Raw genomic sequence first — 22,944 nt, 5'->3', positions numbered from 1 at the left:
AAATCCGCGGTATTCCGCGGCCACTCCCCCTGCATCCACCGCTTCAGGACTCGAAACCAAACTGTCGGTAGTGATCTGGATCATAGAAGTATGAGTAAACGAGAGGTATTTCACAGCGATGACGATCCGCATCGCCTGCATATCACTCCACCGGGTAGCCGCGAATACACCGCGCGCGACGGTACTTGGTCTGCAGAGATTGAAAGCGATCGCGTGTTTGGCACTTTGCTGGACACGGCAACCAAACTGCGTGACATGGGTGCGCCAACTACGGCGGCCGAAGGCTTGTCTCGCCTCGAAACCATCGGACGACTCAGGAGCATGATCGACGCCGCCGAGGCGATGCTCCTTTCCGATAGCTTCGAACTCTCAATCCGCGAAGCCGAAGTTCAACGGACGGACCCATTGATCCCCGATGAGTTGCTTCGCGAAAAATCGGCCGAATGCTACGGCGTTAATCCCAGCGAGGAACCAACAATACGCTCGTCGTTCGTCGCCGAAGCCGCCGGCGCCTTGCGTGTCAGCGAACGATCCATGCAAACAAAGCTCATGACCGCCGAAGGTCTACGCTCGCTTTGCCCGGATACTTTCAACGCGCTGGCCAGAGCAGCCATAACCGGCAAGAGCGCCCAAGAAATTGTGCGGCATGCCCAAGATTTGCTCCCTGAAGATGTGGAGCAGATGGAAAAAGTTCTGTTGCCAATTGCGCACACAGCTTCGGACCAAACGGTTTCCAACCGGGCCCGCAAGATGCGAGATCGGCTCCATCCGCAGCCGGTCGAGGAACGTCATGAACAGGTACGCGAGGCACGCTCGGTCGTCTGGTGGCCCGAGGATGACGGGATGGCGGTACTTCGGGCCTATATGCCGGCCGAGGACGTCCTAGCCATCGTCAACACCATTAATTGGCACGCTGGAGCACATCGTGATCCCGACGATCAACGAAGTGACCAGCAGCTTCGAGTGGACATCCTCCGTGATGCGCTCCTCGACGGCTGGCCGGAACGTGCTGGCACGCCACTTAAGCCAAGGGTGGCCATCACCATTCCAGCGGTGGAGATGCTGGCTGACCCCAAGCGGACCCTTGCGGATCTCGAGGGTTACGGGCCCATTCCATTGGGTGCCGCGCTCAAGCTCACCGAGCAGGCGCCGTCCTTTCTGAAGGTTCTCACAGATCCATGGACCGGGGCGGTTATAGATGTCGGACGCACTCGCTACCGTCCACCGCAGGCTTTGCGCGATCTGGTGCGCTACCGTGATCAAACCTGCCAGTTCCCCGGATGCAATCGCCTTCCGGAACGAAGCGAGATCGACCATATCGACGACTGGGCCAAAGGTGGCGGTACTACGCGGAAGAACTGCCGACTGCTCTGCAAGCAGCACCAGATGTTCAAGCACGCATTGGGCTGGCAGGTGGTCTACCTGCCCGACGGCTCTGCCGAATGGCGTTCACCCCATGAGGTGGTCATGTTCGAAGTTCCCGGAAGCATCACGACACCTCAGGTTTTCGGTCAACGAGATGAGCCGCCAGCAATGTTGCCGGTAGTAAAACTCGACGGTCGGACCCGTCAGGCACTGGGGTGGCATGATGGCGAGGCTCGGGAGGCAGGATAGTCATTTCCTCGGAAACGTCGCTGAGAGCAACCGCACCTCACTCGATTTCCATTCATCGCGAGTGGTCGGGTAAACTTCTTAATCGACCCCTCGTGTGGTGTCATCCTGTTGAACTCCCCCAGGACCGGAAGGTAGCAAGGGTAGATGGGCTCTGGCAGGTGCATGAGGGGTCTTTGACTTTTCTAGCAATCCGAATGGAGTCGTTGTGGGCGCTGGACGTTTCGCCCCCAGCCCGTCTGGGCCGCTCCACATTGGAAATTTGCGCACCGCAATTCTTGCGTGGCTTTTCGCCCGCTCCACGGGCCGCGAATTTCTGCTCCGCATCGAAGACCTAGATCGTGCTCGTGCCGGAGCGCAGGAGCAACAACTTCACGAGCTTGAAGCCGTAGGCCTGGATTTCGACGGCCCGCTCGTCGTGCAGAATGACCGCCGCGCGGTCTATCACGCGGCGGTAGACAACCTGCGCGCCCGTAATCTTGTTTACGAGTGCTACTGCACGCGCAAAGACATCGCGCAGGCAGCCAGCGCGCCTCACGCTGCCCCCGGCGCCTACCCCGGGACTTGCCGCAACTTATCCGACGCCCAACGCGCCGAAAAATCACGATCCCGTCCCGCCGCTATTCGCCTTCGCTCCGAGGTTGCCGAATTCACGATTCAGGACGAGTTATCGGGCGAAGTGACGGCTCCCGTCGATGATTTCGTGCTTCTTCGAAATGACGGTACCCCTGCCTACAATCTTGCAGTAGTAGTAGACGACGGAGAGTACGGGATCGATCAAGTCGTCCGTGGTGACGACTTGCTCTCATCGGCACCGCGACAGGCATACTTGGCCCAGCTTCTGGGGTATGAAATTCCGCATTACGCTCATGTCCCGATGGCCCTCAACGCTCAAGGGCAGCGGCTGGCCAAAAGAGACGGCGCGGTAACGCTCGAAGACCTTTCCGAGAAAGGTATAGATCCCCGGTTCGTGCGGTTCGGCTTGCTAGAGTCATTGAGCCTACCGGGCGCCTCGTTAGAGGCGGCCTTGGCCGCTTTCGACCCAGCTCGGCTACCACGTGAACCGTGGATAGTCGAGCCAGATGAATTTGTTCACCAGTTGATGCCGCGGGCATCGCACAACGGATAGGGTACCGGTGTGAGTACAGCGCTTTACCGCAGATATCGTCCCGACACCTTTGCCGACGTTATCGGGCAAGAGCATGTGACCGCTCCCCTGATGACCGCGCTGGAAAAGAACCGCGTCAATCACGCCTACCTATTTTCCGGCCCCCGTGGTTGCGGTAAAACCACCAGTGCGCGCATCTTGGCGCGATGCCTGAATTGCACCGAGGGCCCCACCGCAACCCCTTGCGGAACCTGCCCCAGCTGCCGTGATCTGGCCAGCGGCGGCCCCGGTTCGCTCGATGTCATCGAAATCGACGCTGCAAGCCATGGCGGTGTCGAAGACGCACGCGATCTACGCGAACGCGCAACCTTTGCGCCCTCGCGCGACCGCTTCAAAATATTCATCATTGACGAAGCCCACATGGTCACCCCTGCCGGCTTCAACGCATTGTTGAAGATCGTTGAAGAGCCACCGGCGCACATTAAGTTCATCTTCGCGACCACCGAGCCGGACAAGGTCATCGGCACCATCCGGTCACGCACCCACCATTACCCTTTCCGTTTGGTGCCACCCGAGGCTCTCCTGGCCTACCTGCAGTTGCTCTGCGAGCGCGAGAACGTGCCCGTCTCTGACGGGGTACTCCCCTTGGTTATCCGCGCAGGTGGTGGTTCGGTACGCGATACGCTTTCGGTGCTCGACCAGCTCATGGCCGGCGCGGGAGCAAACGGCGTCGATTACGAGATGGCCACCTCGTTGCTGGGCTTTACGCATGCGACCTTGCTCGATGATGTCACCGAGGCACTACGCACGGCAGACGGGGCCGCACTCTTTGGTGCCATTGATCGGATTGTGCAAAGCGGTCAAGACCCGCAACGATTTGTCGAAGATCTTCTGGAACGCCTGCGCGACATGATTATTGCCAAGGCCGTGCCCGAGGGACTCGAAAAGATTCTGCGTGCTACTCCGGTTGATCAGCTCGATATCCTGCGTGAACAGTCCGCGCAGGTTGGCTCGGCCGAAATCAGCCGCTGGGCCGACGTCACCAACCAGGCGCTGAGCGATATGACCGGAGCAACCAGTCCGCGCCTGCACCTCGAACTGTTGGCAGCGCGGTTGCTCCTACCCGCCGCCGATCAGTCCGAACGCTCGCTTGCAGCACGCCTTGACCGCCTAGAACGCCATGCCATGACTGGTGGCGGGTTGCCGGAGCTGGGAGAAGATCTGGCTGCGGACGCCGCGGCTTCTTCACCGACCGCCCCGGCTCCTGGAGTTGTGCGCAAGGGAGCCGCCGCAGTGCGTGAAGCACTAGCGGCCGCCAAGGCTGGTGCCCCCGATGCACAACCGGCAGCTGCCACGCCACAACAGAGCGAAGCGCCTTCGGCTCCTGCAGCTCCACAACCTGCGGCGCCGCAACCTGTTGCGTCGCAGCCTGCGGCACCTGCTCAGGAACCCACTGCATCCGCCGACGCGAACCCAGATCCGGCTCGCCAAGAGCCCCAGCCGCAGCAGCCCAGCGAAAATTCAGCGCAGCCCGACGCCGACGGACCACTAGACCCGGAAGCTAATCGTTCGTTGAATCAAGGAGCGGACGCGGATTGGGGTGCCACCTGGGGGCCAAAGGACGAAGGTACGCCGGTGACAACACCTGTGCAGCCTGGGCCCAGCGTCCCGGCCGAGCGCCCAGACGGTGTTTCGCCCTTCAGCCTAGTTCCCGACCCCGATGAAGATCTGTCCTTCGGCACCGGCGTCTCAATCGACGATGTTAAGCAGAACCCTGCCATGGCAGAGTTTGCGCGACGTGCCGCGGCGAATCGCCCCCAGTCCGCACCGCAGCAGAACCAAACCTCGCAAGCACCACAGCAAGCTCAGTCTGCCGCTGGCATGAACCAACCACAGCACGATCACGCCGCCGAAGCGCAGCGTCAACAGCAGGTTGACCAACAGCGTCAGGCCGAGGAAGCGGCTCGACGCGAGGCCGCCGAACGCGAAGCAGCACAACGCGCCGAGGCCCAGAGACAAGCGGAAGAAGCGGCACGACGAGATGCCGAACAGCGCGCCGAGGCCGAACGCCAACAGCAGGCCGAAGCCCAGCGACAGGCCGAGGAAGCCGCCCGACGCGAAGCCGCCGAGCGTGAAGCAGCACAACGCGCCGAGGCGCAGCGGCAAGCAGAAGAAACCGCACGTCAAGAAGCGGCACGACGTGAAGCTGAAGCGCGCGCGGAGGCCCAGCGTCAGCAGCATGTTGAACCACAGCGGCAGGTCGCGGCCCCGCAGGCTCCTAATACGGCGCAGCCGCAACAACAGGGCCAGCCGCAGCAAGGCCAGCCGCAGCAGCAAGGCCAGGCTCCATCGGGCTCTGGCGTGCAGGCGTTCCAGCAGGCGTGGCCTAGCATTCTGCAACAACTGCAATCCAGCTCGCGGGTTCTGCACTCGATGGTGGCTAACTACGCCACGATCGCCGGATTCGACGGACGCACGTTGACCCTCGCGTTCAATAACAAGGGTCCACTCAACAACCTCAACAACCGCCCCGACATGATGCAGTTGTTGACCAACGTTGTGTCGCAAACGGCCCAGCGGCAAGTGAATATTGTGCTCACGGAAGGCGGCTCTGCTCCAGGCGGTGGTGGCAACCCAAAAGGTGATCGCCGGCCCGAGCCGGCGCGTTCAGTAGCTACCGCACCGGCTGCTCCGGCGCCTCGGGGTGCCAGCGACTCAGCTCCGGCACCTAGTAGAGCGCCAGAAGCGTCGCGCCCAGCGCCTTCCCGGCCAACGGCACCGGCAACGAGCGGTCCCTACGGCGAGGCCCCCTACCCGGACGAGCCTCCGTTCGACGAGTACTACGACGCGCCACCTGCGGGAGGCGACCCTTACGGGTACCCGGATCCGGTGGCACCTGCCGAACAGAGACAGCGTCCCACCGATTCGGTGTCCACGCCGCGTCTGGTATCGAAGCCCGAACCGGCCGCTGCCCCGGCGCCGAGCCGTGCTCCGCGTAGTTTCGATGGACCCCCGGTGGCGCCGAAGCCGGTGATGACCGCTGGCATGGCCGCGCGCACTGCCGAACAGGCAGGACGCCCCACCATCGAGCGCCCTGTCTCCGCGACACCACTGCATCCAGGCAGCACCACCGATACGTTCGCGGCCATGGCGGTTCCTGCGCCCGAGGAGCCGGCTCCAACCAGAGCGCCGGAATCCGGCACTCCGGCCCGGACCCCGGAGCCAGACCCGCAGGATTCGCACGACGCGGCTCCCCGCCCGGTAGAGCAACCGGCAGCACCACCGGCACCGGAGAGCACCTCGCCTGAACCGCAACGCGATTCCGCGCGCCCTGCGGCGCCGCCTAAGCCCGCGGCTAGCGGTTGGGGCGACCCCGCGCGGTCCGGTCTCGACGTCCAGCCACCATCCGAACCTGCCCCACAAGCACCGGAGGCGGGCAAGAAACTCAGCCGCTATCAACAGCTCATGAGCCAGGCGCAGAGTCCGAGCAACGGCGGCAACGTACCCGCGCCGACCGCTGGCAACTGGGGAGCTCCGGCCCACACGACCCCTGTCCCCGAACCGGCTCCCGAGCCGGAGGACTTCGTGCCCAGCGATGACGACATCGCCGTCGAGGACTCGGCCCTTATCGGCGTTCCCGCCATCGAGCGGTTGCTCGAGGGTGTGGTCATCGAACAACGCGACGTTAACGGCAACGTGGTGGAGATCAACCGCGGCCTTTAACCCAAACCGTCGTGGTGAGACAATACAGTCAAGACCGCGAAACTTTACAGCGGTGGGAACCCCCACCGCGCGGTAACCGAAAGGAATGTGGCACAGGTGTACGAAGGCGCAGTGCAGGAACTGATCGACGAGCTCGGTCGCTTGCCTGGCATCGGCCCAAAGTCGGCCCAACGCATCGCCTTCCATATTCTGGATTCCGACGCGCAGGAAATGACGAAGCTGGCTGCGGCGATCCAGACGGTTAAAGAGAAGGTGAAGTTCTGCACCGTCTGCTTCAACATCTCCGAGCAGGAGACCTGTGCCATCTGCCGCGACGAACGCCGCGACGGTAGCAAGATCTGCATCGTCGAGGAGTCAAAGGACGTGTTGGCCATTGAGCGAACACGGGCCTTTAACGGTCTCTACCACGTCCTCGGCGGCTCGATTAATCCGATGCAGGGCATCGGCCCGGAACAATTGCGCATCCGCGAACTCCTCTCCCGCTTGGGCGATGAGTCGATCACCGAATTGATCCTGGCCACCGACCCCAACCTCGAGGGCGAGGCAACCGCCACCTATTTGGTGCGTACCCTGCGTCCACTGGGTATCGAAATTTCCCGGCTGGCCTCGGGCCTTCCGGTCGGCGGAGATCTGGAGTATGCCGACGAGGTCACATTGGCACGCGCCTTTGAGGGGCGCCGGTTAGCTGGTAGCGGCGCAGCTCCCGCCGCCTCAAAGGACACCGATGTTGAGGTGTCTACCGCATCCTCCGACGGATAGTCTGCCCGCTATTTGCGCAGCGTTGAGCCCCTCGCGCGAAATTTTGCGCGGCAACGACGCGGCCCGCTGCTTACCTGCCCCGAGATCTGTTCGAGCAACAAGTCCAACGCATCGGCGCAGACCACTTCGGGTTTTAGTTGTACGGCGCTGATAGCCGGGCGGCTGAAGCGTGCCGATTCGGCATCCGACCCGGTCGCCACCAGAAGGTCGTGGGGCACCCGAAGCCCGAGATCGGTGGCCGCATGCAGCACCCCGCAGGCATGGCGGGCGGTCATGGCGTAGATGGCATCGACGCTTCCCTCGCCTAAAATTCGGGGCAGGAGCTCTGCCGCGCCGCCTACTCCACTGGCTTCGGCTAGACGATACACCCGCGGCGATAGGTCGTAATCCTGGCACCAGCTCAGATAGGCAAGCTCGCTATCGATATTCCACGCGTTTTCATCGGCTCCGCGGAGCAGGACCGGGTGGCGTGCACCCTGTCGGCGAAGATGTTCGAGCACGTGGGTACAGCTTTCTGCATCGTCCTCGGAAGCCCAGGCGGCAAATTCCGGTCGGTCGGGGTCGGCCCCGACGGTGACATAAGGAATGCCACGGTTTCGAAGTAGGTCGATCACCGGGTCGGCACGATGTGGGGATATCACCACGTAGCCGTCTAGTGCGAAGGAAATGGTCGGAATATTCGTTCCGGTCAAATCCGGGAGGATCATCGGGGCGTAGCCTCGCTGTAGTGCGAGAGCGCTCATCGCGCTTAGTGTGTGGCTGAAAGCGTCGACTCCCGGATGGAAGTATTCCCCCAAGACATCCAGCGATCGATAGACCACCCCGATGGCTCCGAGGGGCGCATTGCGTAGCCCGCGAGCTAGCGCGTCGGCTTGGTACCCAATGCGAGCTGCGGTGTGGATGATTCGCTCTCGGGTCTGTTCACTGAGCGTCCCCTTGCCGTTCAGGGCGTGCGAAACGGCCGTTATCGAGACGTTTGCGGCGCGCGCCACATCATGAATCGTCGTCTTTCTAGCCCGTGCCATCTAGGAACCTCTCTTTTCGCCCTGATCAACGGCTAGTTAAATTTACCCTTTCGAACTCGTTGTATAAAACGTTTTATATCCTTAACGTGTAATTCAGTTCACTGGCACCGGGCATCACATGCAAGATGCACACCCGAGAAAAGAGCACTGAATGCGCCTTCACAGCTTCCGCACCACCACCCATGACCCCGCCGCGCGTGGTCAGGAACTCGCAGCTCGCTTTGGCACCCTGATCACGCGAAACGTCCGAGACTACCTGTTGCACTTCTCCGCGAAGTCAATCCCAGAGACTCAGGTACGAAGCACCGCGGAAAACTGCTTCGAGGCACTACATGAATGGGACGCCGGACTGGCCCTTGAACTGCGCGCGCAGGCCGAGGCGCTGGAGATCGAGCTCTGGCAACTGTCGGCCTTGAATGCACGCACCGAGGTGCTCGCGGCGGCCGAGCCCAGCCGCGAAGGAGAGTGCTCCACGAGCGCATTCCTGTCAGGGCGCGGTGCACCGGTGACCCTACAGACGTGGGACTGGCATCCGCACCTCGCGGCCGACGGGTTGCTCCACGAACTCGAATGCGCTGGCTCGCGTCGCATCAAGCAATTCACGGAATTCGGCATCAACGGGAAGATCGGAGTGAATTCCGACGGACTGGGCCTACACTTCAATATCCTTGCCCACGCCACGGACCATCCGGGCGGCGGCGTGCCCGTTCACTCCATTGCACGCTCGGTTCTCGAGCGCGCAACCACTCTCGATGAGGCAATCGACCTTACCGCCGATGCGTCGGTCTGCGCCTCCACGGTACTCACCGTGGTCACCGGGGGCGAACGCCCGGAAGTTGCGAGCCTCGAATTCAGCCCGCTTGGCCAGCGCATAGTCAACCGCACCGATAACGGCTGGGCGCTGCATACCAACCACTTCCTCGATGCCGGACTCTTCAGCCAAGATGTCATGCCAGCCGATTCCACCACTGCGGAACGCTATGACTACCTGAGCCAGCGCACGTCTGGCGCGGCGGCCGCTTCCACCGCGGAGCTGCTCGACTTGCTGGCCAGCGGACCCGATGAACAACCGCTACTCTGCATGGCTCCGGAGCCGGGGAAACCCGCCACCGAACAGTGGGAAACCCTGCTGAGCATCGGCCTAGACACCGATAACTTCACACTGCAGTACTCGAACACAAATCCCGACCTCGCCAGCCGAGACGGCCTGCTCACCTTCTAGATCCCAGGACCGAGATGAACCGCACCGATACATCCACTCGACCCAAAATTTCTACCGGCAAGATCTTCATGGTCGCCGGCTTCGGCACGGCGATGGAGTTCTATGACTTCACCATTTACGGCCTTGCCGCCGCACTAATCTTTCCCAAGTTATTCTTCCCAGATTTCGACCCACTGGTCGGGACGATTATTGCCTTCGCCGCCTTTGGCTCGGGGTTCCTGGCCCGCCCCCTCGGTGGCATTGTCTTTGGCCATTTCGGCGACAAGTATTCACGCCGAACCGTACTGATCACCACGCTGATCATCATGGGCACCAGCACCTTCCTCATTGGCTGCCTGCCTGGCTATGCCACCCTGGGAGTCGTTGCCCCAATCTTGCTCGTCCTGCTCCGACTGCTTCAGGGTTTCTCGGCCGGTGGCGAATGGGGCGGAGCATCGCTGACCGGCGTAGAGAACGCACCGGAGCATAAGCGCGGCCTCTTCGGTAGCTTCACCTCCATGGGCATCGGGCTCGGTAGCCTCGTAGGTTCTGGAGTGTTCGCTCTGCTGACGCTGATGCCCGAGGAGCAACTACTCGCCTTCGGTTGGCGGATTGCATTCTGGATCGGTGGCGCACTGGTACTCGTCGGGGTCATCGCACGAACCCGTATGCCGCAGGAGGAACCCTCCGAGCACAAGGCCACCGGCGCCCCACTTATTCAGGCCCTACGCAAGCACCCGAAACAGATTCTGCTCGCCATTGGCGTGGCCTTTGGCTACAACACCCTGGCGTACATCGGCTCCATTTTCACCGTCACCTATGCCGAACAGCGCGACTACTCCCCCACGGTTTCCATGGTCCTGCAGGTTCTTGGTGCCGCCGTGTTTGTCATCTCCGCCCCGCTCATGGCCTCGCTGTCGGATAAATACGGGCGTAAACGAGTCGTGGGTTGGGGCACCGCCCTGTATGCCGGGTTCTTCTTCCTCTTCTTCCCCATGGTTGATGGGCATGTTGTCTGGATGGTGGTGCTGGCCTATGCGCTGATCAACATCTTCATGGCTGCCCCGCAGGGCTGCATCCCGGCTTTCCTTTCGGAGCAGTTTCCCCGCGAGACCCGCATGTCAGCGATCAGTGCGACCTATCAAACCGGCGCAGCCCTCGGCGGCGGTACCGCGGCCACCGTGGCGGCAGCACTCTTCACGGCCTTTGGAGGCAACCCCATCGGTGTAGCGCTGTACACCGCGTTTGCCTCGTTGGTGCTCATCGGCTGCGCCGCCGGATTGCGCGAGACCCATAAGGTTGCCACCCGCAATCTGGGTATCACCGCAACACCCCAAGAAGCTTTCGCCAACTAACCTCCGACAACCGTTGCGCTGGCGGGCCGGGGTTCGATCCCGGCCCGCCAGTGTGCTTTAACAAGTGGCTACCCACGCGGGTGCCGGGCATGCCCGAAGGGTGTCATTCACGACTGCTGCCGACGTGCCGGAGCTCACGGTCTCGTAAGGCGAATTTTAGTTGCGGTTCGTCAACCAAAGTTCTATAGTTGACAACAATCAACCAATCGTTAAGGAGCCTCAGATGACCACTGCATCGCAGGTCCAGCCTCCGAAAATGAACCACCGGGAAGTACTACAGTCACTGACCGGTCTGCTCATGGGCATGTTCGTTTCCATCCTGGCCGGCACCGTCGTATCCAGCTCGCTACCGGTGATCGTTTCCGATCTCAACGGCAGCCAAACCGCCTACACCTGGGTAGTGACCGCTACCCTGTTGGCCACCACCATTTCCACCCCGATTTGGGGCAAGTTCGCCGACCTCGGCAACCGCAAACTGCTGTTGCAGATTGCACTGGGCTTGTTCGTAGCCGCCTCGGCGGCCGCCGGTTTCGCGCAGGACACGAACTTCCTGATCACCATGCGTGTAGTTCAGGGTCTGGCCGGTGGCGGTATGGGCGCGCTGAGCCAGATCGTCATGGCCGACATCCTGTCTCCGCGTGAACGCGGCAAGTACATGGGGCTCTTTGGTGCCGTGATGGCCCTTGGCACCGTGGGTGGCCCGCTGATCGGTGGCTTCATCACCGACACCATCAATTGGCGGTGGAACTTCTTCGTTGCCCTGCCGGTTGCCGTAGTGGCGATCATTCTGATCCAGCGCACCCTGCACCTGCCAGCGCATACCAAGCGTGCCGTGAAGATCGATTACCTTGGCATCGTTCTCTTGTCGGCCGGTGTCGCCGCCCTGCTGATCTGGATGTCGCTGGGCGGTAGCGAATTCGAGTGGAACTCGATCACCAGTTGGACCATGGTCGGCGGTTCGGTTCTCGCCCTGCTGCTGTTCGTGGTTGTGGAGCTCAGGGCCGAAGAACCACTGATCAACCTGTCGCTGTTCAAGAACCGCACCTTTACCTTCGCAGTCATCGCCTCGCTGGCCGTGGGTGTCTCGATGTTTGGCACCTCGGTCTTCCTGAGCCAGTACATGATCATGGCTCGCGGTGCGAGCGCCACGCAGGCAGGTCTGATGACCTTCCCAATGATGGCGGGCCTGCTGGTTATCTCCACCGTGGCTGGCGCAATGATCTCGCGCTTCGGTAAGTGGAAGGCCTTCGTGGTCACCGGCTCGTTCCTGCAGCTCGCTGGCCTGTTCCTACTGGGCACGATCCACTACGACACCGAGTTCTGGGTTGTGGGTCTGTACATGTTCATTCTGGGTGCCGGCGTCGGTCTGGTCATGCAGAATATGGTGCTGGTCGTGCAGAATGCGGTGAACCCGCAAGAGTTGGGCGTGGCCTCCTCGGCCGTGAACTTCTTCCGCACCCTCGGCGGTACCGCCGGAACCGCCGGGCTCGGTGCCATCCTCGCCGCGAACATCCCGAACATGATCGCCGACCGTCAGTCCGATTTGGTTGCCGCGCTGGCAACCCTCGGCGATAAGGCCAAGGAAGTCACCGCAGCCCTCGGTTCGGGAACCATGCCAAGCATCTCCAGCCTGCCCGAACCGGTACGTGTAATCCTCGAGTCGGTCTACGGCGACGGCGTGGCCCACCTCTTTGCGGTCGCCGCCCCGATCTCGCTGATCACCATCGTGGCCGTGTTGCTGATCCCGAACCAGTCGCTGAGCACCAAGACCAACACCCAGCGTCTGGCCGAGGAGAACGACGGATCCAAGCTCGGTTCTACCGAAGCCTAGGGGAAAGTCATGGACGCAACCGCTTCACTCCCTGCCCGTAGCGATCTGCTCGATGCCACCGAACAGGAGCTTTTCGCACTGATCTCCATCACCGCGAAGTCGCGCAAGCACCTGGCGGCGGCATTGGACGAACGGCTCCCGCCCTCTGCCCTGCCGGTGCTCGGGATGGTGATGCACGCGTCGAAGATCAGCCAGTCGGAAATCTGCGAGCATCTAATGACGGACAAGGCCAGCCTGTCGCGGCTCGTCGCTCGGCTGGAAGAGACCGAAATGATCGCTCGCGAGATCGACGAAAACGATCGTCGAGTGGTGCACCTGATCCCGACGGACTTCGCTCGCGAACGCTGGCAGGACCTGAGCAACCAGTGGCGCGCAAAACTGCGCGAACGCATTTCCCACTGGAGCGATGAGGACCTCGATCGGCTGGTTCACCTGATGGTTCGGCTGAACACGGATCTGCGCTTGCTCTAACTCGGATCGTCACTAGCCACGTCGCTTCGGAGAAGATTCTCCAAGGCGACGTGGCTACACTTCTGTCCATGGGTATCCGAAGTAGCAATCTCCCGGCCATCGAGCAAGCCACCAGAAGGAATTGGGAAAGCTGGTGTGAGCTGTTGGAGCAACACGGCGCGGCGGATCTACCCCACGCGCAGATCGCCGATCACGCCGTGGAACATATGCCCGATGATCTGGCGAACCCCGGCTGGTGGGCCCAATCGGTGGCGGTGGCCTATGAACAACACATTGGTCGGCGTCTGCCCGGGCAAGCAGCCGACGGAAGCTTCCAAGGATCGGTGAGTAAAACTCTCGAGGCCGATCTCGATCATGCACTGGATCTGTGGCGGGCGCAGGTTGCCACGCTCAGTACCTTCAACGGCGCTTCGTTGCTGGGTAAGCCCACCGAGTCGGGCAGCGAGAACTGGCGCTACTGGCGAGCAGCCTTTTCCGACGGGTCGCGGGTTTCGGTCGACATCGGCCAGAAGGGAATTAAGACCTCGCTCAGCGTCAATCAGCGCAAGATTCGTGAACCGGAGAATCTGGCGTCATGGAAGGACTTCTGGAAGCAAGTCTTGGGCTCACTGGATAGCTGAGTAGGCGATCCTTAGGCTTACCGGCGAGGGCGTTGGACAATATGACCAATGTTTACCCGGCCAACTAGGCGAATGGTTGACTCTGCTGTCACAATGAGTGATTGGTAGATATGCTGCAAGTGCGCCGCGATCCGCGTACCTCGCGGTCATCGTCTTCGCACCGGCGGCAATACACAACTCACAAGCTGGAGCGTGCTTGCCCATGAGCCTCATTGTTCAAAAGTTCGGTGGTTCTTCCGTCTCGGATGCCGAGGGCATCAAACGTGTCGCGCGCCGAATTATTGACACCAAGGCCAAGGGCAACGAGGTCGTCGTCGTTGTCTCCGCGATGGGTGACACCACCGATGATCTGCTCGACTTGGCCGGTCAGCTCACCAACGATGCCCCGGCCCGCGAGATGGATATGTTGCTCTCCGCCGGTGAACGCATCTCCATGTCGCTGCTGGCCATGGCCATCAACGAACTCGGCGAGCAGGCGGCGTCCTTCACCGGTTCTCAAGCCGGTTTGATCACCGACGCCACCCACGGCAAGGCCCGCATTATGGAGGTCTCCCCGCAGCGCGTGCGCCGGGCTATCGACCGCGGCTACGTGGCGATCGTCGCCGGCTTCCAGGGCATGAGCAAGGAAACCAACAACATCACCACCATGGGCCGTGGCGGTTCCGACACCACCGCCGTCGCGCTAGCCGCCGCACTGGATGCGGACGTCTGCGAAATCTACACCGACGTGGACGGCGTCTACACCGCCGATCCGCGCGTGGTGTCCTCGGCCAAGAAGATCGAAACGATCTCCAGCGAGGAAATGCTTGAGATGGCCGCCAGCGGCTCGAAGATCCTGCACCTACGTTGCGTGGAATACGCCCGCCGTTTTGGCGTGCCGTTGCACGTACGCTCCTCCTTCAGCACCCACGAAGGCACCTGGGTGCTGCCAGACCCCGACGACAAGATCACCATTCAAGAGGGAGAACCCTTGGAACAGCCCATAATCTCCGGCGTTGCCCACGACCACTCCGAGGCTAAGGTCACCGTCATTGGCGTGCCCGATATCCCCGGCAAGGCAGCGCAGATCTTCGGCGTCATTGCCGCCGCGCAGGCCAACATCGACATGATCGTGCAGAACATTTCGACGCACGGCTCGGGTCACACCGACATCTCCTTCACCCTGCCGATGACCGAGGGCAAGCGCGTTATCGACGCGCTGAATACCGCCAAGGCCGAAATCGGGTTCGAGGACATCGAGTACAACGAAGAGGTGGGCAAGCTTTCCCTCGTCGGTGCCGGCATGCGCTCAAACCCGGGGGTATCCTTCACTTTCTTCGAGGCCCTGCACCAGGCCGGGGTGAACGTGGACATGATCTCGACCTCCGAGATCCGCATCTCCGTGGTCACCGACGCCGATAAGCTCAACGACGCGGTCCGCGCAATCCACTCGGCTTTCGACCTCGATACCGATATCGAAGCCACCGTCTACGGCGGAACCGGTCGCTAGGCGACCAGCACTCGTGCAGCGCGAGGCGATCACCGATGCGGTGATCGCCTCGCGCTCTTTTTTGGAGGACACATGAGCAGAGCTCCCCTAGCCACGGTGCCCACCGGTGCGGTGTCCGTCCCCTCCGTGGTGCAGGCCGCTGCCGGTGGACGCGTCATCGCCCCGGTTTGGCGCAATCAGGTTGGCGGTCTCACCTTCCGCTTCGAACCTCGTGGCGAGCGGCAGGAGGTGCACTTCGCCAAGTGGTCAGCGACCGCGGCCGGGATCGATCTCCGCGACGAGGCCGAGCGACTGGACTGGGCCCGCTCCTATGCCAGCGTGCCAGAGGTGGTGGAGTTGCTTGAGACGCAGGAGGGACAACTACTGATCACCAGGGGGTTGCCGGGCACCAGCGCCGTGGACCCGAAGTGGATCCAGCGTCCACGACGCGCCGCACGTGCCCTCGGTGCCGGACTGCGGCACCTGCACGAGAGCCTGCCGCTGGATGCCTGCCCGTACCGCTGGGATGTGGAAACGCGGCTAGCCGAACTGCCCGCCTCCGAGCGCGCGGTCTTCCGCGCCGAGGCACCGACCGAAGATCTGGTGGTATGCCACGGCGATGCCTGCGCCCCGAACACGCTCCTCGATGACCGCGGGGAACTATCCGGGCACGTGGACCTTGGCACCTTGGGGGTCGGCGACCGCTGGGCCGACCTGGCCGTGTTGGCGTGGAGCACCGAATGGAACTATGGCCCGGGTCTGACCGACTTGGTCTATGCCGGCTACGGGGTGAGCGCGGATGCGCGTCGAGCCGACTTCTACCGACGACTTTGGGATGCCACCTAGCGCGAGCTGTCGCTAGCGTTGCGGTTGCAGGCTTGTGCTGTAGACAACCTCGCCCAGTGCGTTGCGAAGCGAGACGTTGAACTGGTCGTCCTCATCCAATTCGACGTGACCGAAGTACTGGCTCTTTCCGTCGCGTGGTGACTGGTTCGGGGCGCGGCCGGCCTGGGCAAAGACCACCTCGGGTCCAAAGGTGCCATCCATCGGATTCGGGCCGAAGGACCCGGCGTTGACCGGCCCGGCCACGAATTCCCAAAATGGCTCGAAATCAGTGAAGGCCGCACGCTGCGGCGCATAGTGGTGAGCGGCGCAGTAGTGCACGTCGGCGGTGAGGAAAACGACGTTGCGTACCTTGCGGCGTTTCAGCTCGGCCAGCAGCCGGGCCAGTTCGAGTTCGCGACCCAAGGGTGCCCCGTGCTCGGCATTGGCGATGGATTCCTGCGCCGCACCGTCGGGCACCACAATCCCCAGCGGCAGATCATTGAGGATCACCTTCCAGGTGGCAGTGGAGGCCGCTAGCTCCCGAATGAGCCACTGCAATTGTTCTTCGCCGAGGATCGAGGTGCCATCCACCTCCTTGCCGTCGCTGTTCGGGTTCTTGAAACTGCGCATGTCTAGGGCGAACAGATCTAGCTGCGGTCCGCGGGAAATTTTGCGATAGATGCGCGTCGGTTCGAACCCGCTGCCGGGGCGCAGCGACCGGGTGTCGGCGATCGGCTGGTATTCCTGCCAGGCCCGCCGGCCACGGGCGGCGAGCACGTCGACCTCGCGCACCGTGTAGCGCTCATCGTCGATACGTTCTCCGGGGTACCAGTTATTGTGCGTCTCGTGATCATCCCATTGCGCGATGATTGGCACCTCGCTGTAGAGGGCCCGCACATTGTGATCGAGCAGGTTGTAGCGGTGCCGACCGCGGAATTCGGCCAGTGTTTCGGCCACCTTGGTGACTTCCTCGGTGAGCACATTGCGCCAGATTTGCCCGTCGGGCTCGCGCACCGCCTCGGCCAGCGGCCCGTCGGCGTAGATGGTGTCACCCGAGTGGATGAAGAAGTCCGGTTTCAGCGCATGCATGGCAGCGTAGGTGCGCATGCCGCCGATGTCGGGGTTGATGCCCCAGCCCTGCCCGGCCGTATCCCCGGTCCAGACGAAGCTCTGCCGGCGCTTGGCTCCGTGATTGCGTTTCCCGGTCAGCGACAGCGCGGTGCGGAAGCTGCCCGATTCGAGTTGGCCGATGGTCCCGTGTTCATCTTCGAACCCGATGTCCAGCGCAAAGCGGGTGCCGGCGGGCAACTGGGTGGCGGCGATTTTCGCGGTGTAGTCGCTCTCCGGGCCGGCTAGCGACCCGCGCAGGGTACGGCTGAACTGTCCGCGCCCGCGAATCACCGCGCCCGATTCGTCGATGGCGCGAAGCTTGGCGATCAGCCGCCCACGCCCGGAGGATCGGGCCCACAACACGGCAGAATCGGTGCCGGGATCTCCCATGCTAAAACCGTGCGTCAGCGCCAGGCGTTCACGCATCAGGCGTGGGGCGCTGGCGCCCGCGGAGGGGCCCAGTAGCGTTAAGGCGCCGGCCGAGAGGGCGCCGGTCATTAGCGTGCGTCGCGAAAGAGTGCTCACCCGATAAAGCTTGGTGCAGCGAAATTACCCCGAGATGGCGTGGTGGTAAACGCTGCAAGACGCTTGAGTATCAGTCGCGCGGTACCCGGTAACGATGTTCGGGACGCCCGCGGTTGCCGTAGCTCAATTGCAGCTCCAGCGCTTCGGCGGAGACCAGTGCGGCCAGATAACGTTGAGCGGTGGCGCGGGCGACACCCACGGCTTCGGCGACCTCGGCCACGCTCAGCGGTTGGGTGGCAGCACTGACGGAGGCAAATACCGCCTGCTCGGTAGGTGCCGGTGTGCCGGCGTTGGTTGCGCCGGTCTCCTCCGCCCCCATCAGGGAGCGATAGAGCCGGTCCACTGCCGCTTGGTTCAAATCACTGGCTTGTTCTAGCTGTCGTCGGTAGCGAGCCCATCCCTTGAGTTTCTCGGCAAGGGTCTTCGGTTCGAAGGGCTTGATAATGAAGGCCAGCGCGCCACCGCGGATGGCCGCGGCAATGCGCGCCGGTTCGGTGGTCGCGGAAATCATCATGGTGTCCGCATCGATGGCCCGCAGAAGTTCGAGCCCGCTGACGTGCGGGAGGTAAAGGTCCAATAACACTAGGTCGGGCTCTAGCCTGGCGACCTCGGCGGGCACGAGGCGCGGATCCAGTAGTGGTTCGAGCGCTTCGAATCCCGGCACCGCGTCCACCATGCTCGCGTGCAATTGGGCCACCCGAAAGTCGTCGTCGACGATGAGCACCCGGTAGTTTCCATTGCTCGGCATGCCTTGGCACCCTTCCTAGTTCTCGTTGCTGATGGTCGTCGCTAGTGATTGTCGTCGGTGAGCACGGCAGGTAGCCGGGCCGAAACCACGGCACCCTCACCGCCGCCGCCCGGGTCGGCGATCCACACGTCGCCGCCGCGGGCCCGTGCCAGGCGACGGATCAGCGGCAGACCCACACCCTGCCCATGACCCGGTCCGACGTGGCTACCGGTGCTGACTTGGGGGTCGAAAACTTCCAGCCCGGGAGCAATCCCCGGACCAGAATCTGCGACCGCCAGATGTAGAGTGTCGCCTTCCGAGAGCAGGTCGATCTCCACCCAGGATTCCGCGTCATTGGCCAGCGCCGCGGTATATGCGTTATCCAGCATATTCCCGAGTACCGCGGTGACGTCTTGGGCGTCGCGCGCCGAGGCGATCTGCGCGAAGAGCTGGCTATCCTCGGAAATCCTCAGGTCGATTCCCAATTCCTGGGCCGTAATGGCCTTCGCGGAGATAAACGCACTGAGGAATGGGTCGGCCACCCGTTGCAAACCGGGTACGGGCGAGACCAATGGCCCGGAGGCAAGTACCTCGCGCAGGTAGTCCCTTGCCTGCTCCTGTTGGCCGAGGTTGAGCAGCCCCAAAATCGCATGCATGCGGTTGGCGAATTCGTGGCGTTGTGCGCGTAACGCATCGGCCATATCCTGCACGGCATCCAATTTGGTGCCTAATGCTTCGACCGTGGTGACGTCGGTGAGCAGCACGACGCGCCCTAGATCGACCCCGTCGCGCACCACCGGGTTGATGGTGGCGACCAGCGAGTTGGCGCCGACCTCGAGTCGTATGGGTGTTCGAGTTCCCTCGCGGAGCGCCTGCACCAGTCGCTCGGGAAGCGAGGCCGAGGCGTAATGACGCCCCACCACATCGGCCTTGTCCGTCCGGTGCGGTAGCCCGAGCATTTGCCGGGCCGCGCGGTTGCGCACCGTAATCACCCCGTCGGCCCCCAAACCGATCATGCCCTCGGTGACGCCGTAGAGCACCGCCTGTTGATCGCGCACCAGCTGCACGATTTCCCCGGGTTCCAGTCCCAGTGTTTGCTGTTTCAGGCGGCGCACCGTGGCCAGTCCGGCCCAGGCACTGAGCAACACCGCGGCCAGTGCGAAGGCTGCCACCCAAAGTACCGAACGCCAGAGCTCATCGGAGAGCGATTGGACTCCCACGCCTACCGAGACTTCGCCGACGACTCGCTTTGGACCCTCCGGCGCATAGACGGGCACCTTCGCGCGAACCGACTCGCCCAGGGTGCCATGGGCCCGGGTCACTTCTTCGACTCCACGCAGGGCCACCGGCTCGGTGGATACCCGTTGACCGATCTGCGCCGGGTGCGGGTGGGTCAGCCGTAGCCCGCGGTCCTCGGTGATCACCACGAAGGCCGCCCCGTTGACCGCGGCGGTTTCGGTGGCAAGGTGTTGTAAGTAGCCGTCGCGTAGAGCCGGAAGATCGAGAGTTTCCTTCTGCGCCTCGGCGGCTACCGCACTACGCACCTCGGGATCAGAGGCGATAGTGCGCGCGATGGTCAGCGATGACTCCTGAGCCTTCGTGAAGACATTCTCATAGCTCGTGTAGAGGATGGTCGCGGTGATCAGCACTCCGAGCACGGCCAACACGGCAAACTGCAGGCGCATAATTCGCGCGGCGAAGTGCCCAGTGGCGCGGCGGTGGACCATCATGGTTCCAGCATACGCCGGGCATGATTTTAATGAGCAAAAAGCACGCAAAAACCAAAAGCTAGCAGAAGCCAGCTTAAATCCGGCACGTGATATGGCGCACGTAGCGTGGAGGAAGAGAAATTTTCCGCACTACCCAAGGAGCAGACATGCTGGTAGCTCTGGGCTTCCTCATGGTCGCCACCTTCATGGCCTTGATTATGACCAAGCGCATGACACCGTTGTTGGCGCTGATCATCGTCCCCACCGCATTCGGACTGTTCGCCGGCGCCGGGTTCGGCGTGGGCGATATGGTGATGGACGCCGTTAAAGACATGTCCGGTACCGCCGCCCTGTTGATGTTCGCGATCATGTACTTCGGCATCATGATTGACGTCGGGCTGTTCGACAAGCTGGTCGCTGGCATCTTGAAGATTGTCGGCCACGACCCGGCAAAGGTCGTCATAGGTACCGCGCTACTGACAGCGCTCATCTCGCTGGACGGCGACGGGTCGACCACCTTTATCGTGGTAACCGCGGCGCTTCTGCCGATCTACCAGCGTTTGGGGATGTCTCCGGTGGTGCTGACCTGCGTCGCCGGTCTGACCAATGGCACGCTGAATATTGTCCCCTGGGGCGGTCCAACGGCGCGTGCCGCCGCCGCGCTGGGCGTCGATGCCTCGGCCATCTTCGTACCCATGCTCCCCTCGCTGGGCATCGGGCTTGTGGTGATCGCGATCTTCGCATGGCAGCTGGGCCTGTCCGAACGACGTCGCTTGCACCGCGAGAACCCTGAGCTGTGGGGTACCGAGCTGGGCGGCGGCACCTTGAGCAACGGCTCCAAGTCTCCCGCCTTCGACGGCGGCACTTCGCTTGCACTCCTTGAATCCGTGGCCACCAAGGGCGATGGTAGCGAGACGGCCACCATGCACGGCACCGTTCTGGATCCGACCCGTGAAACCCTGCGCCCCAAGCTGTTCCCCTTTAACCTGGCGCTTACCGTGGCCATTATGGTGTTGCTCATCGTTGACGTGATGCCACTGTCGTACCTGTTCATGATCGGCGCCGCGCTAGCCCTCGTCGTGAACTTCCCCCGCGTCTCGGATCAGGTAAAGATGATCGCGGCCCATTCGCAGGAAATCATTGCGGTGGTCTCCATGGTGCTCGGTGCCGCAGTGCTCACCGGTGTCCTGTCCGGCACGGGCATGGTCGACGCCATGAGCCAGTGGCTTGTGGAGGTCATCCCGGACTCCATGGGGCCATTCATGGCGGTGCTCACCGGCCTGATTTCAATTCCGGCCACCTTCCTGATGAGCAACGACGCGTTCTACTTCGGGATCTTGCCGGTGCTCTCCGAGGCCGGGGCACACTACGGAATCGACGCGGTCGACATGGCACGAGCCTCGATTACCGGCCAGCCGGTGCATATGCAGTCCCCACTGGTTCCCGCAATCCTGTTGCTCGTTTCGCTGGCCCGCGTGGACCTGGGCGATCACCACAAGAAGGTGCTGTGGCGCGCGGTCGTGGTCAGCCTCGTGATGCTGGCTTCTGGCGTCTTGTTCGGCGCCATCCGCATGGGGTAACCCCCGCAAGGCAAGGCACAACATATTCACCAACAGGTGTACTTTCTGTCGCCTCAACGGGATATGATCCGACTCATCCAAGAGTCCTGCACCAGGACTCTTGGATGAGTCGCTCAGTTAAGCGCGTACCGGCACTCGGCCGGGCCGAGGAAAGGAACGCCATGTCGCAGAACCCCTATGAGAACGCCGCCGACCCCAACGGACAACAGCCGCAGGGTTACCCCGGTTACCCGCAGGCCGCGGGGAACAGTGTGGATGAACTGGGACGCATTCAACTCAACGCATGGCTCTCGGTGTTCTTTGGTTGGATCCCGGCCCTGATCTTCTACGTGGTGGATAAGCAGCAGGGTCCGCTGGTCACCGAATTTCACCGGCAAACCCTGAATTTCAGTCTGTTGCGCCTGGGCGTTGGTCTCTTAACCTTCATACCGGTCCTCGGCTGGTTCCTTGCCATTGGCTCACTCGTGCTCTTTGTCTTCGCCATCATTGCGGCCGTGAAGGCCCCCGAAGAATACCGAGCCGGGCGCGCCTATAACTACCCGTTCAATCTCCCGCTGGTCCAGTAATGCCGCTGCGTGCAACGCGCAACCTGGCAGAACTCGACGCCGAGCTTGCGGTGCCGAGCATGGCCGATGTGGCCGAGGTCCGACGAATCCACGAGGACCCGCGCACCCAGCAGTTCAATCCGGCCGGACCTCCGACACCGAAGGCCAGCGAAGAGATGCTACGCACCTGGGTCTCCGATTGGTCCGTGCACCAGCTGGGCTACCATCTGGTGCGCGACAGCCGGTCACAAGCGTTGCTCGGCGTGGCAGGTCTTCGATTCAACGGTGAGTATGACGGCGAGCGCCGCATCGCCAACCTGTACTATCGCTTCGCTCCCGAGGCTTGGGGGCGTTCACGGGCGACAACCGTAGCGCGCGAATGTATTGAAGAACTACGGCTACGAGGTAACCCGGTGCTTGTGGTTGCACTGATCCACGAGGACAACAGGGCCTCGGCCCGTGTGGCACAGCGCAGCGGACTGCAGTTGCATGGCACCGTGCCGTATCGCGAATCCCACCGTCAACGCTGGCTCCTGGCCTTGAACTAGGCTCCCGCGCTGGGTCCTGACTTGCTCGTTCCAGAGACCTGAGCGTCCGGCTTCTCGGGGAGAGCTTCGGTGGCATTAAGGCGTCCTGTAGAAAGACCAACATCCGGCATGGAGCCACCGCCCAACGAAGACATGAGCTTGCGTAGACGCTAGCCACCTGCCATGCGAAATTGGCCATCCGGACAAGTGGCGATTCGGGCCAA

18 protein-coding genes and 1 other RNA gene are annotated in these 22,944 nt (G+C 62.3%); 15 read left to right on the top strand and 4 right to left on the bottom strand.

Annotated features, from left to right (window positions below):
- The first annotated feature begins 90 nt into the window (after positions 1 to 90).
- From ACJD00_RS01925 to recR, 5 genes are all read left to right on the top strand, one after another.
- Entirely contained in the window at positions 91 to 1,614 is a 1,524-nt protein-coding gene (locus tag ACJD00_RS01925) for a DUF222 domain-containing protein (protein WP_418908255.1), read from the top strand.
- An 81-nt stretch (positions 1,615 to 1,695) separates the two neighbouring features.
- An RNA gene (gene ffs, locus ACJD00_RS01920) (signal recognition particle sRNA small type) lies at positions 1,696 to 1,792 on the top strand.
- Between the two features lie 27 nt (positions 1,793 to 1,819).
- Positions 1,820 to 2,740 carry a tRNA glutamyl-Q(34) synthetase GluQRS gene (gluQRS, locus tag ACJD00_RS01915; protein WP_418908254.1) on the top strand — a complete coding sequence of 307 codons (921 nt, stop codon included), beginning with the start codon at positions 1,820 to 1,822 and terminating at the stop codon, positions 2,738 to 2,740.
- 9 nt (positions 2,741 to 2,749) lie between these two features.
- Complete coding sequence (locus tag ACJD00_RS01910; protein WP_418908253.1) at positions 2,750 to 6,442, top strand: DNA polymerase III subunit gamma and tau; 3,693 nt, start codon at positions 2,750 to 2,752, stop codon at positions 6,440 to 6,442.
- A 96-nt stretch (positions 6,443 to 6,538) separates the two neighbouring features.
- Positions 6,539 to 7,201 carry a recombination mediator RecR gene (gene recR, locus ACJD00_RS01905; protein WP_418909286.1) on the top strand — a complete coding sequence of 221 codons (663 nt, stop codon included), beginning with the start codon at positions 6,539 to 6,541 and terminating at the stop codon, positions 7,199 to 7,201.
- Between the two features lie 8 nt (positions 7,202 to 7,209).
- Here the strand turns inward: recR and ACJD00_RS01900 are convergent, their stop codons facing one another.
- A complete protein-coding gene (locus ACJD00_RS01900; RefSeq protein ID WP_418908252.1) occupies positions 7,210 to 8,226 on the bottom strand; it encodes a LacI family DNA-binding transcriptional regulator in 1,017 nt (338 codons plus the stop codon).
- Between the two features lie 151 nt (positions 8,227 to 8,377).
- Between ACJD00_RS01900 and ACJD00_RS01895 the strand changes: the two genes are divergently transcribed.
- The 7 genes from ACJD00_RS01895 to ACJD00_RS01865 all read left to right on the top strand — a co-directional run bounded on the left by ACJD00_RS01895 (position 8,378) and on the right by ACJD00_RS01865 (position 16,018).
- The gene (locus ACJD00_RS01895) at positions 8,378 to 9,448 is read left to right on the top strand and encodes a C45 family autoproteolytic acyltransferase/hydolase (RefSeq protein WP_418908251.1); all 1,071 of its coding nucleotides are present in this window, start codon (positions 8,378 to 8,380) and stop codon (positions 9,446 to 9,448) included.
- Positions 9,449 to 9,462: 14 nt separating this feature from the next.
- Complete coding sequence (locus ACJD00_RS01890) at positions 9,463 to 10,782, top strand: MFS transporter (RefSeq protein WP_418908250.1); 1,320 nt, start codon at positions 9,463 to 9,465, stop codon at positions 10,780 to 10,782.
- A gap of 223 nt (positions 10,783 to 11,005) precedes the next feature.
- Entirely contained in the window at positions 11,006 to 12,613 is a 1,608-nt protein-coding gene (locus ACJD00_RS01885) for a DHA2 family efflux MFS transporter permease subunit (protein WP_418908249.1), read from the top strand.
- A 9-nt stretch (positions 12,614 to 12,622) separates the two neighbouring features.
- A complete protein-coding gene (locus ACJD00_RS01880) occupies positions 12,623 to 13,084 on the top strand; it encodes a MarR family winged helix-turn-helix transcriptional regulator (protein ID WP_418908248.1) in 462 nt (153 codons plus the stop codon).
- A gap of 68 nt (positions 13,085 to 13,152) precedes the next feature.
- A complete protein-coding gene (locus ACJD00_RS01875) occupies positions 13,153 to 13,704 on the top strand; it encodes a hypothetical protein (RefSeq protein WP_418908247.1) in 552 nt (183 codons plus the stop codon).
- Between the two features lie 202 nt (positions 13,705 to 13,906).
- On the top strand, positions 13,907 to 15,193 hold the full coding sequence (locus tag ACJD00_RS01870) for an aspartate kinase (protein WP_309409081.1): 1,287 nt from the start codon (positions 13,907 to 13,909) through the stop codon (positions 15,191 to 15,193).
- 72 nt (positions 15,194 to 15,265) lie between these two features.
- Positions 15,266 to 16,018, top strand: a complete 753-nt coding sequence (locus ACJD00_RS01865; RefSeq protein WP_418908246.1) for a phosphotransferase — start codon at positions 15,266 to 15,268, stop codon at positions 16,016 to 16,018.
- A gap of 12 nt (positions 16,019 to 16,030) precedes the next feature.
- Here ACJD00_RS01865 and ACJD00_RS01860 read toward each other — a convergent pair whose 3' ends face one another.
- From ACJD00_RS01860 to ACJD00_RS01850, 3 genes are all read right to left on the bottom strand, one after another.
- Positions 16,031 to 17,632: an alkaline phosphatase D family protein gene (locus tag ACJD00_RS01860; protein ID WP_418908245.1), complete on the bottom strand. Its 1,602-nt coding sequence runs from the start codon at positions 17,630 to 17,632 to the stop codon at positions 16,031 to 16,033.
- A gap of 70 nt (positions 17,633 to 17,702) precedes the next feature.
- Complete coding sequence (locus ACJD00_RS01855; protein ID WP_418908244.1) at positions 17,703 to 18,380, bottom strand: response regulator; 678 nt, start codon at positions 18,378 to 18,380, stop codon at positions 17,703 to 17,705.
- A gap of 41 nt (positions 18,381 to 18,421) precedes the next feature.
- Positions 18,422 to 20,089, bottom strand: coding sequence for an ATP-binding protein (locus tag ACJD00_RS01850; RefSeq protein WP_418908243.1), 1,668 nt, complete (start codon positions 20,087 to 20,089; stop codon positions 18,422 to 18,424).
- Between the two features lie 146 nt (positions 20,090 to 20,235).
- Here ACJD00_RS01850 and ACJD00_RS01845 point away from each other — a divergent pair, with 146 nt between their 5' ends.
- The 3 genes from ACJD00_RS01845 to ACJD00_RS01835 all read left to right on the top strand — a co-directional run bounded on the left by ACJD00_RS01845 (position 20,236) and on the right by ACJD00_RS01835 (position 22,741).
- Complete coding sequence (locus ACJD00_RS01845) at positions 20,236 to 21,648, top strand: CitMHS family transporter (RefSeq protein WP_418908242.1); 1,413 nt, start codon at positions 20,236 to 20,238, stop codon at positions 21,646 to 21,648.
- Positions 21,649 to 21,752: 104 nt separating this feature from the next.
- The gene (locus ACJD00_RS01840) at positions 21,753 to 22,214 is read left to right on the top strand and encodes a DUF4870 domain-containing protein (protein WP_418908241.1); all 462 of its coding nucleotides are present in this window, start codon (positions 21,753 to 21,755) and stop codon (positions 22,212 to 22,214) included.
- Positions 22,214 to 22,741: a GNAT family N-acetyltransferase gene (locus tag ACJD00_RS01835; protein WP_418908240.1), complete on the top strand. Its 528-nt coding sequence runs from the start codon at positions 22,214 to 22,216 to the stop codon at positions 22,739 to 22,741. Before ACJD00_RS01840 ends, ACJD00_RS01835 begins: the two co-directional genes overlap by 1 nt.
- Positions 22,742 to 22,944 lie beyond the last annotated feature (203 nt).

The sequence above is a fragment of the Glutamicibacter endophyticus genome (genome assembly GCF_048457885.1).
Classification (GTDB): Bacteria; Actinomycetota; Actinomycetes; order Actinomycetales; family Micrococcaceae; genus Glutamicibacter; species Glutamicibacter endophyticus.
Note: the sequence above shows the minus strand (reverse complement) of the source record. Positions and strands in the feature narration are given on the sequence as shown.

Excerpts from the sequence above, each read along its gene's own strand:
- ACJD00_RS01835 (WP_418908240.1), top strand. The coding sequence starts at position 22,214 with ATGCCGCTGCGTGCAACGCGCAACCTGGCAGAACTCGACGCCGAGCTT.
- ACJD00_RS01850 (WP_418908243.1), bottom strand. The coding sequence starts at position 20,089 with ATGATGGTCCACCGCCGCGCCACTGGGCACTTCGCCGCGCGAATTATG.
- ACJD00_RS01885 (WP_418908249.1), top strand. The coding sequence starts at position 11,006 with ATGACCACTGCATCGCAGGTCCAGCCTCCGAAAATGAACCACCGGGAA.
- ACJD00_RS01895 (WP_418908251.1), top strand. The coding sequence starts at position 8,378 with ATGCGCCTTCACAGCTTCCGCACCACCACCCATGACCCCGCCGCGCGT.
- ACJD00_RS01855 (WP_418908244.1), bottom strand. The coding sequence starts at position 18,380 with ATGCCGAGCAATGGAAACTACCGGGTGCTCATCGTCGACGACGACTTT.
- ACJD00_RS01865 (WP_418908246.1), top strand. The coding sequence starts at position 15,266 with ATGAGCAGAGCTCCCCTAGCCACGGTGCCCACCGGTGCGGTGTCCGTC.
- ACJD00_RS01840 (WP_418908241.1), top strand. The coding sequence starts at position 21,753 with ATGAGTCGCTCAGTTAAGCGCGTACCGGCACTCGGCCGGGCCGAGGAA.
- ACJD00_RS01880 (WP_418908248.1), top strand. The coding sequence starts at position 12,623 with ATGGACGCAACCGCTTCACTCCCTGCCCGTAGCGATCTGCTCGATGCC.
- ACJD00_RS01900 (WP_418908252.1), bottom strand. The coding sequence starts at position 8,226 with ATGGCACGGGCTAGAAAGACGACGATTCATGATGTGGCGCGCGCCGCA.
- ACJD00_RS01845 (WP_418908242.1), top strand. The coding sequence starts at position 20,236 with ATGCTGGTAGCTCTGGGCTTCCTCATGGTCGCCACCTTCATGGCCTTG.
- ACJD00_RS01870 (WP_309409081.1), top strand. The coding sequence starts at position 13,907 with ATGAGCCTCATTGTTCAAAAGTTCGGTGGTTCTTCCGTCTCGGATGCC.
- ACJD00_RS01925 (WP_418908255.1), top strand. The coding sequence starts at position 91 with ATGAGTAAACGAGAGGTATTTCACAGCGATGACGATCCGCATCGCCTG.
- ACJD00_RS01875 (WP_418908247.1), top strand. The coding sequence starts at position 13,153 with ATGGGTATCCGAAGTAGCAATCTCCCGGCCATCGAGCAAGCCACCAGA.
- ACJD00_RS01890 (WP_418908250.1), top strand. The coding sequence starts at position 9,463 with ATGAACCGCACCGATACATCCACTCGACCCAAAATTTCTACCGGCAAG.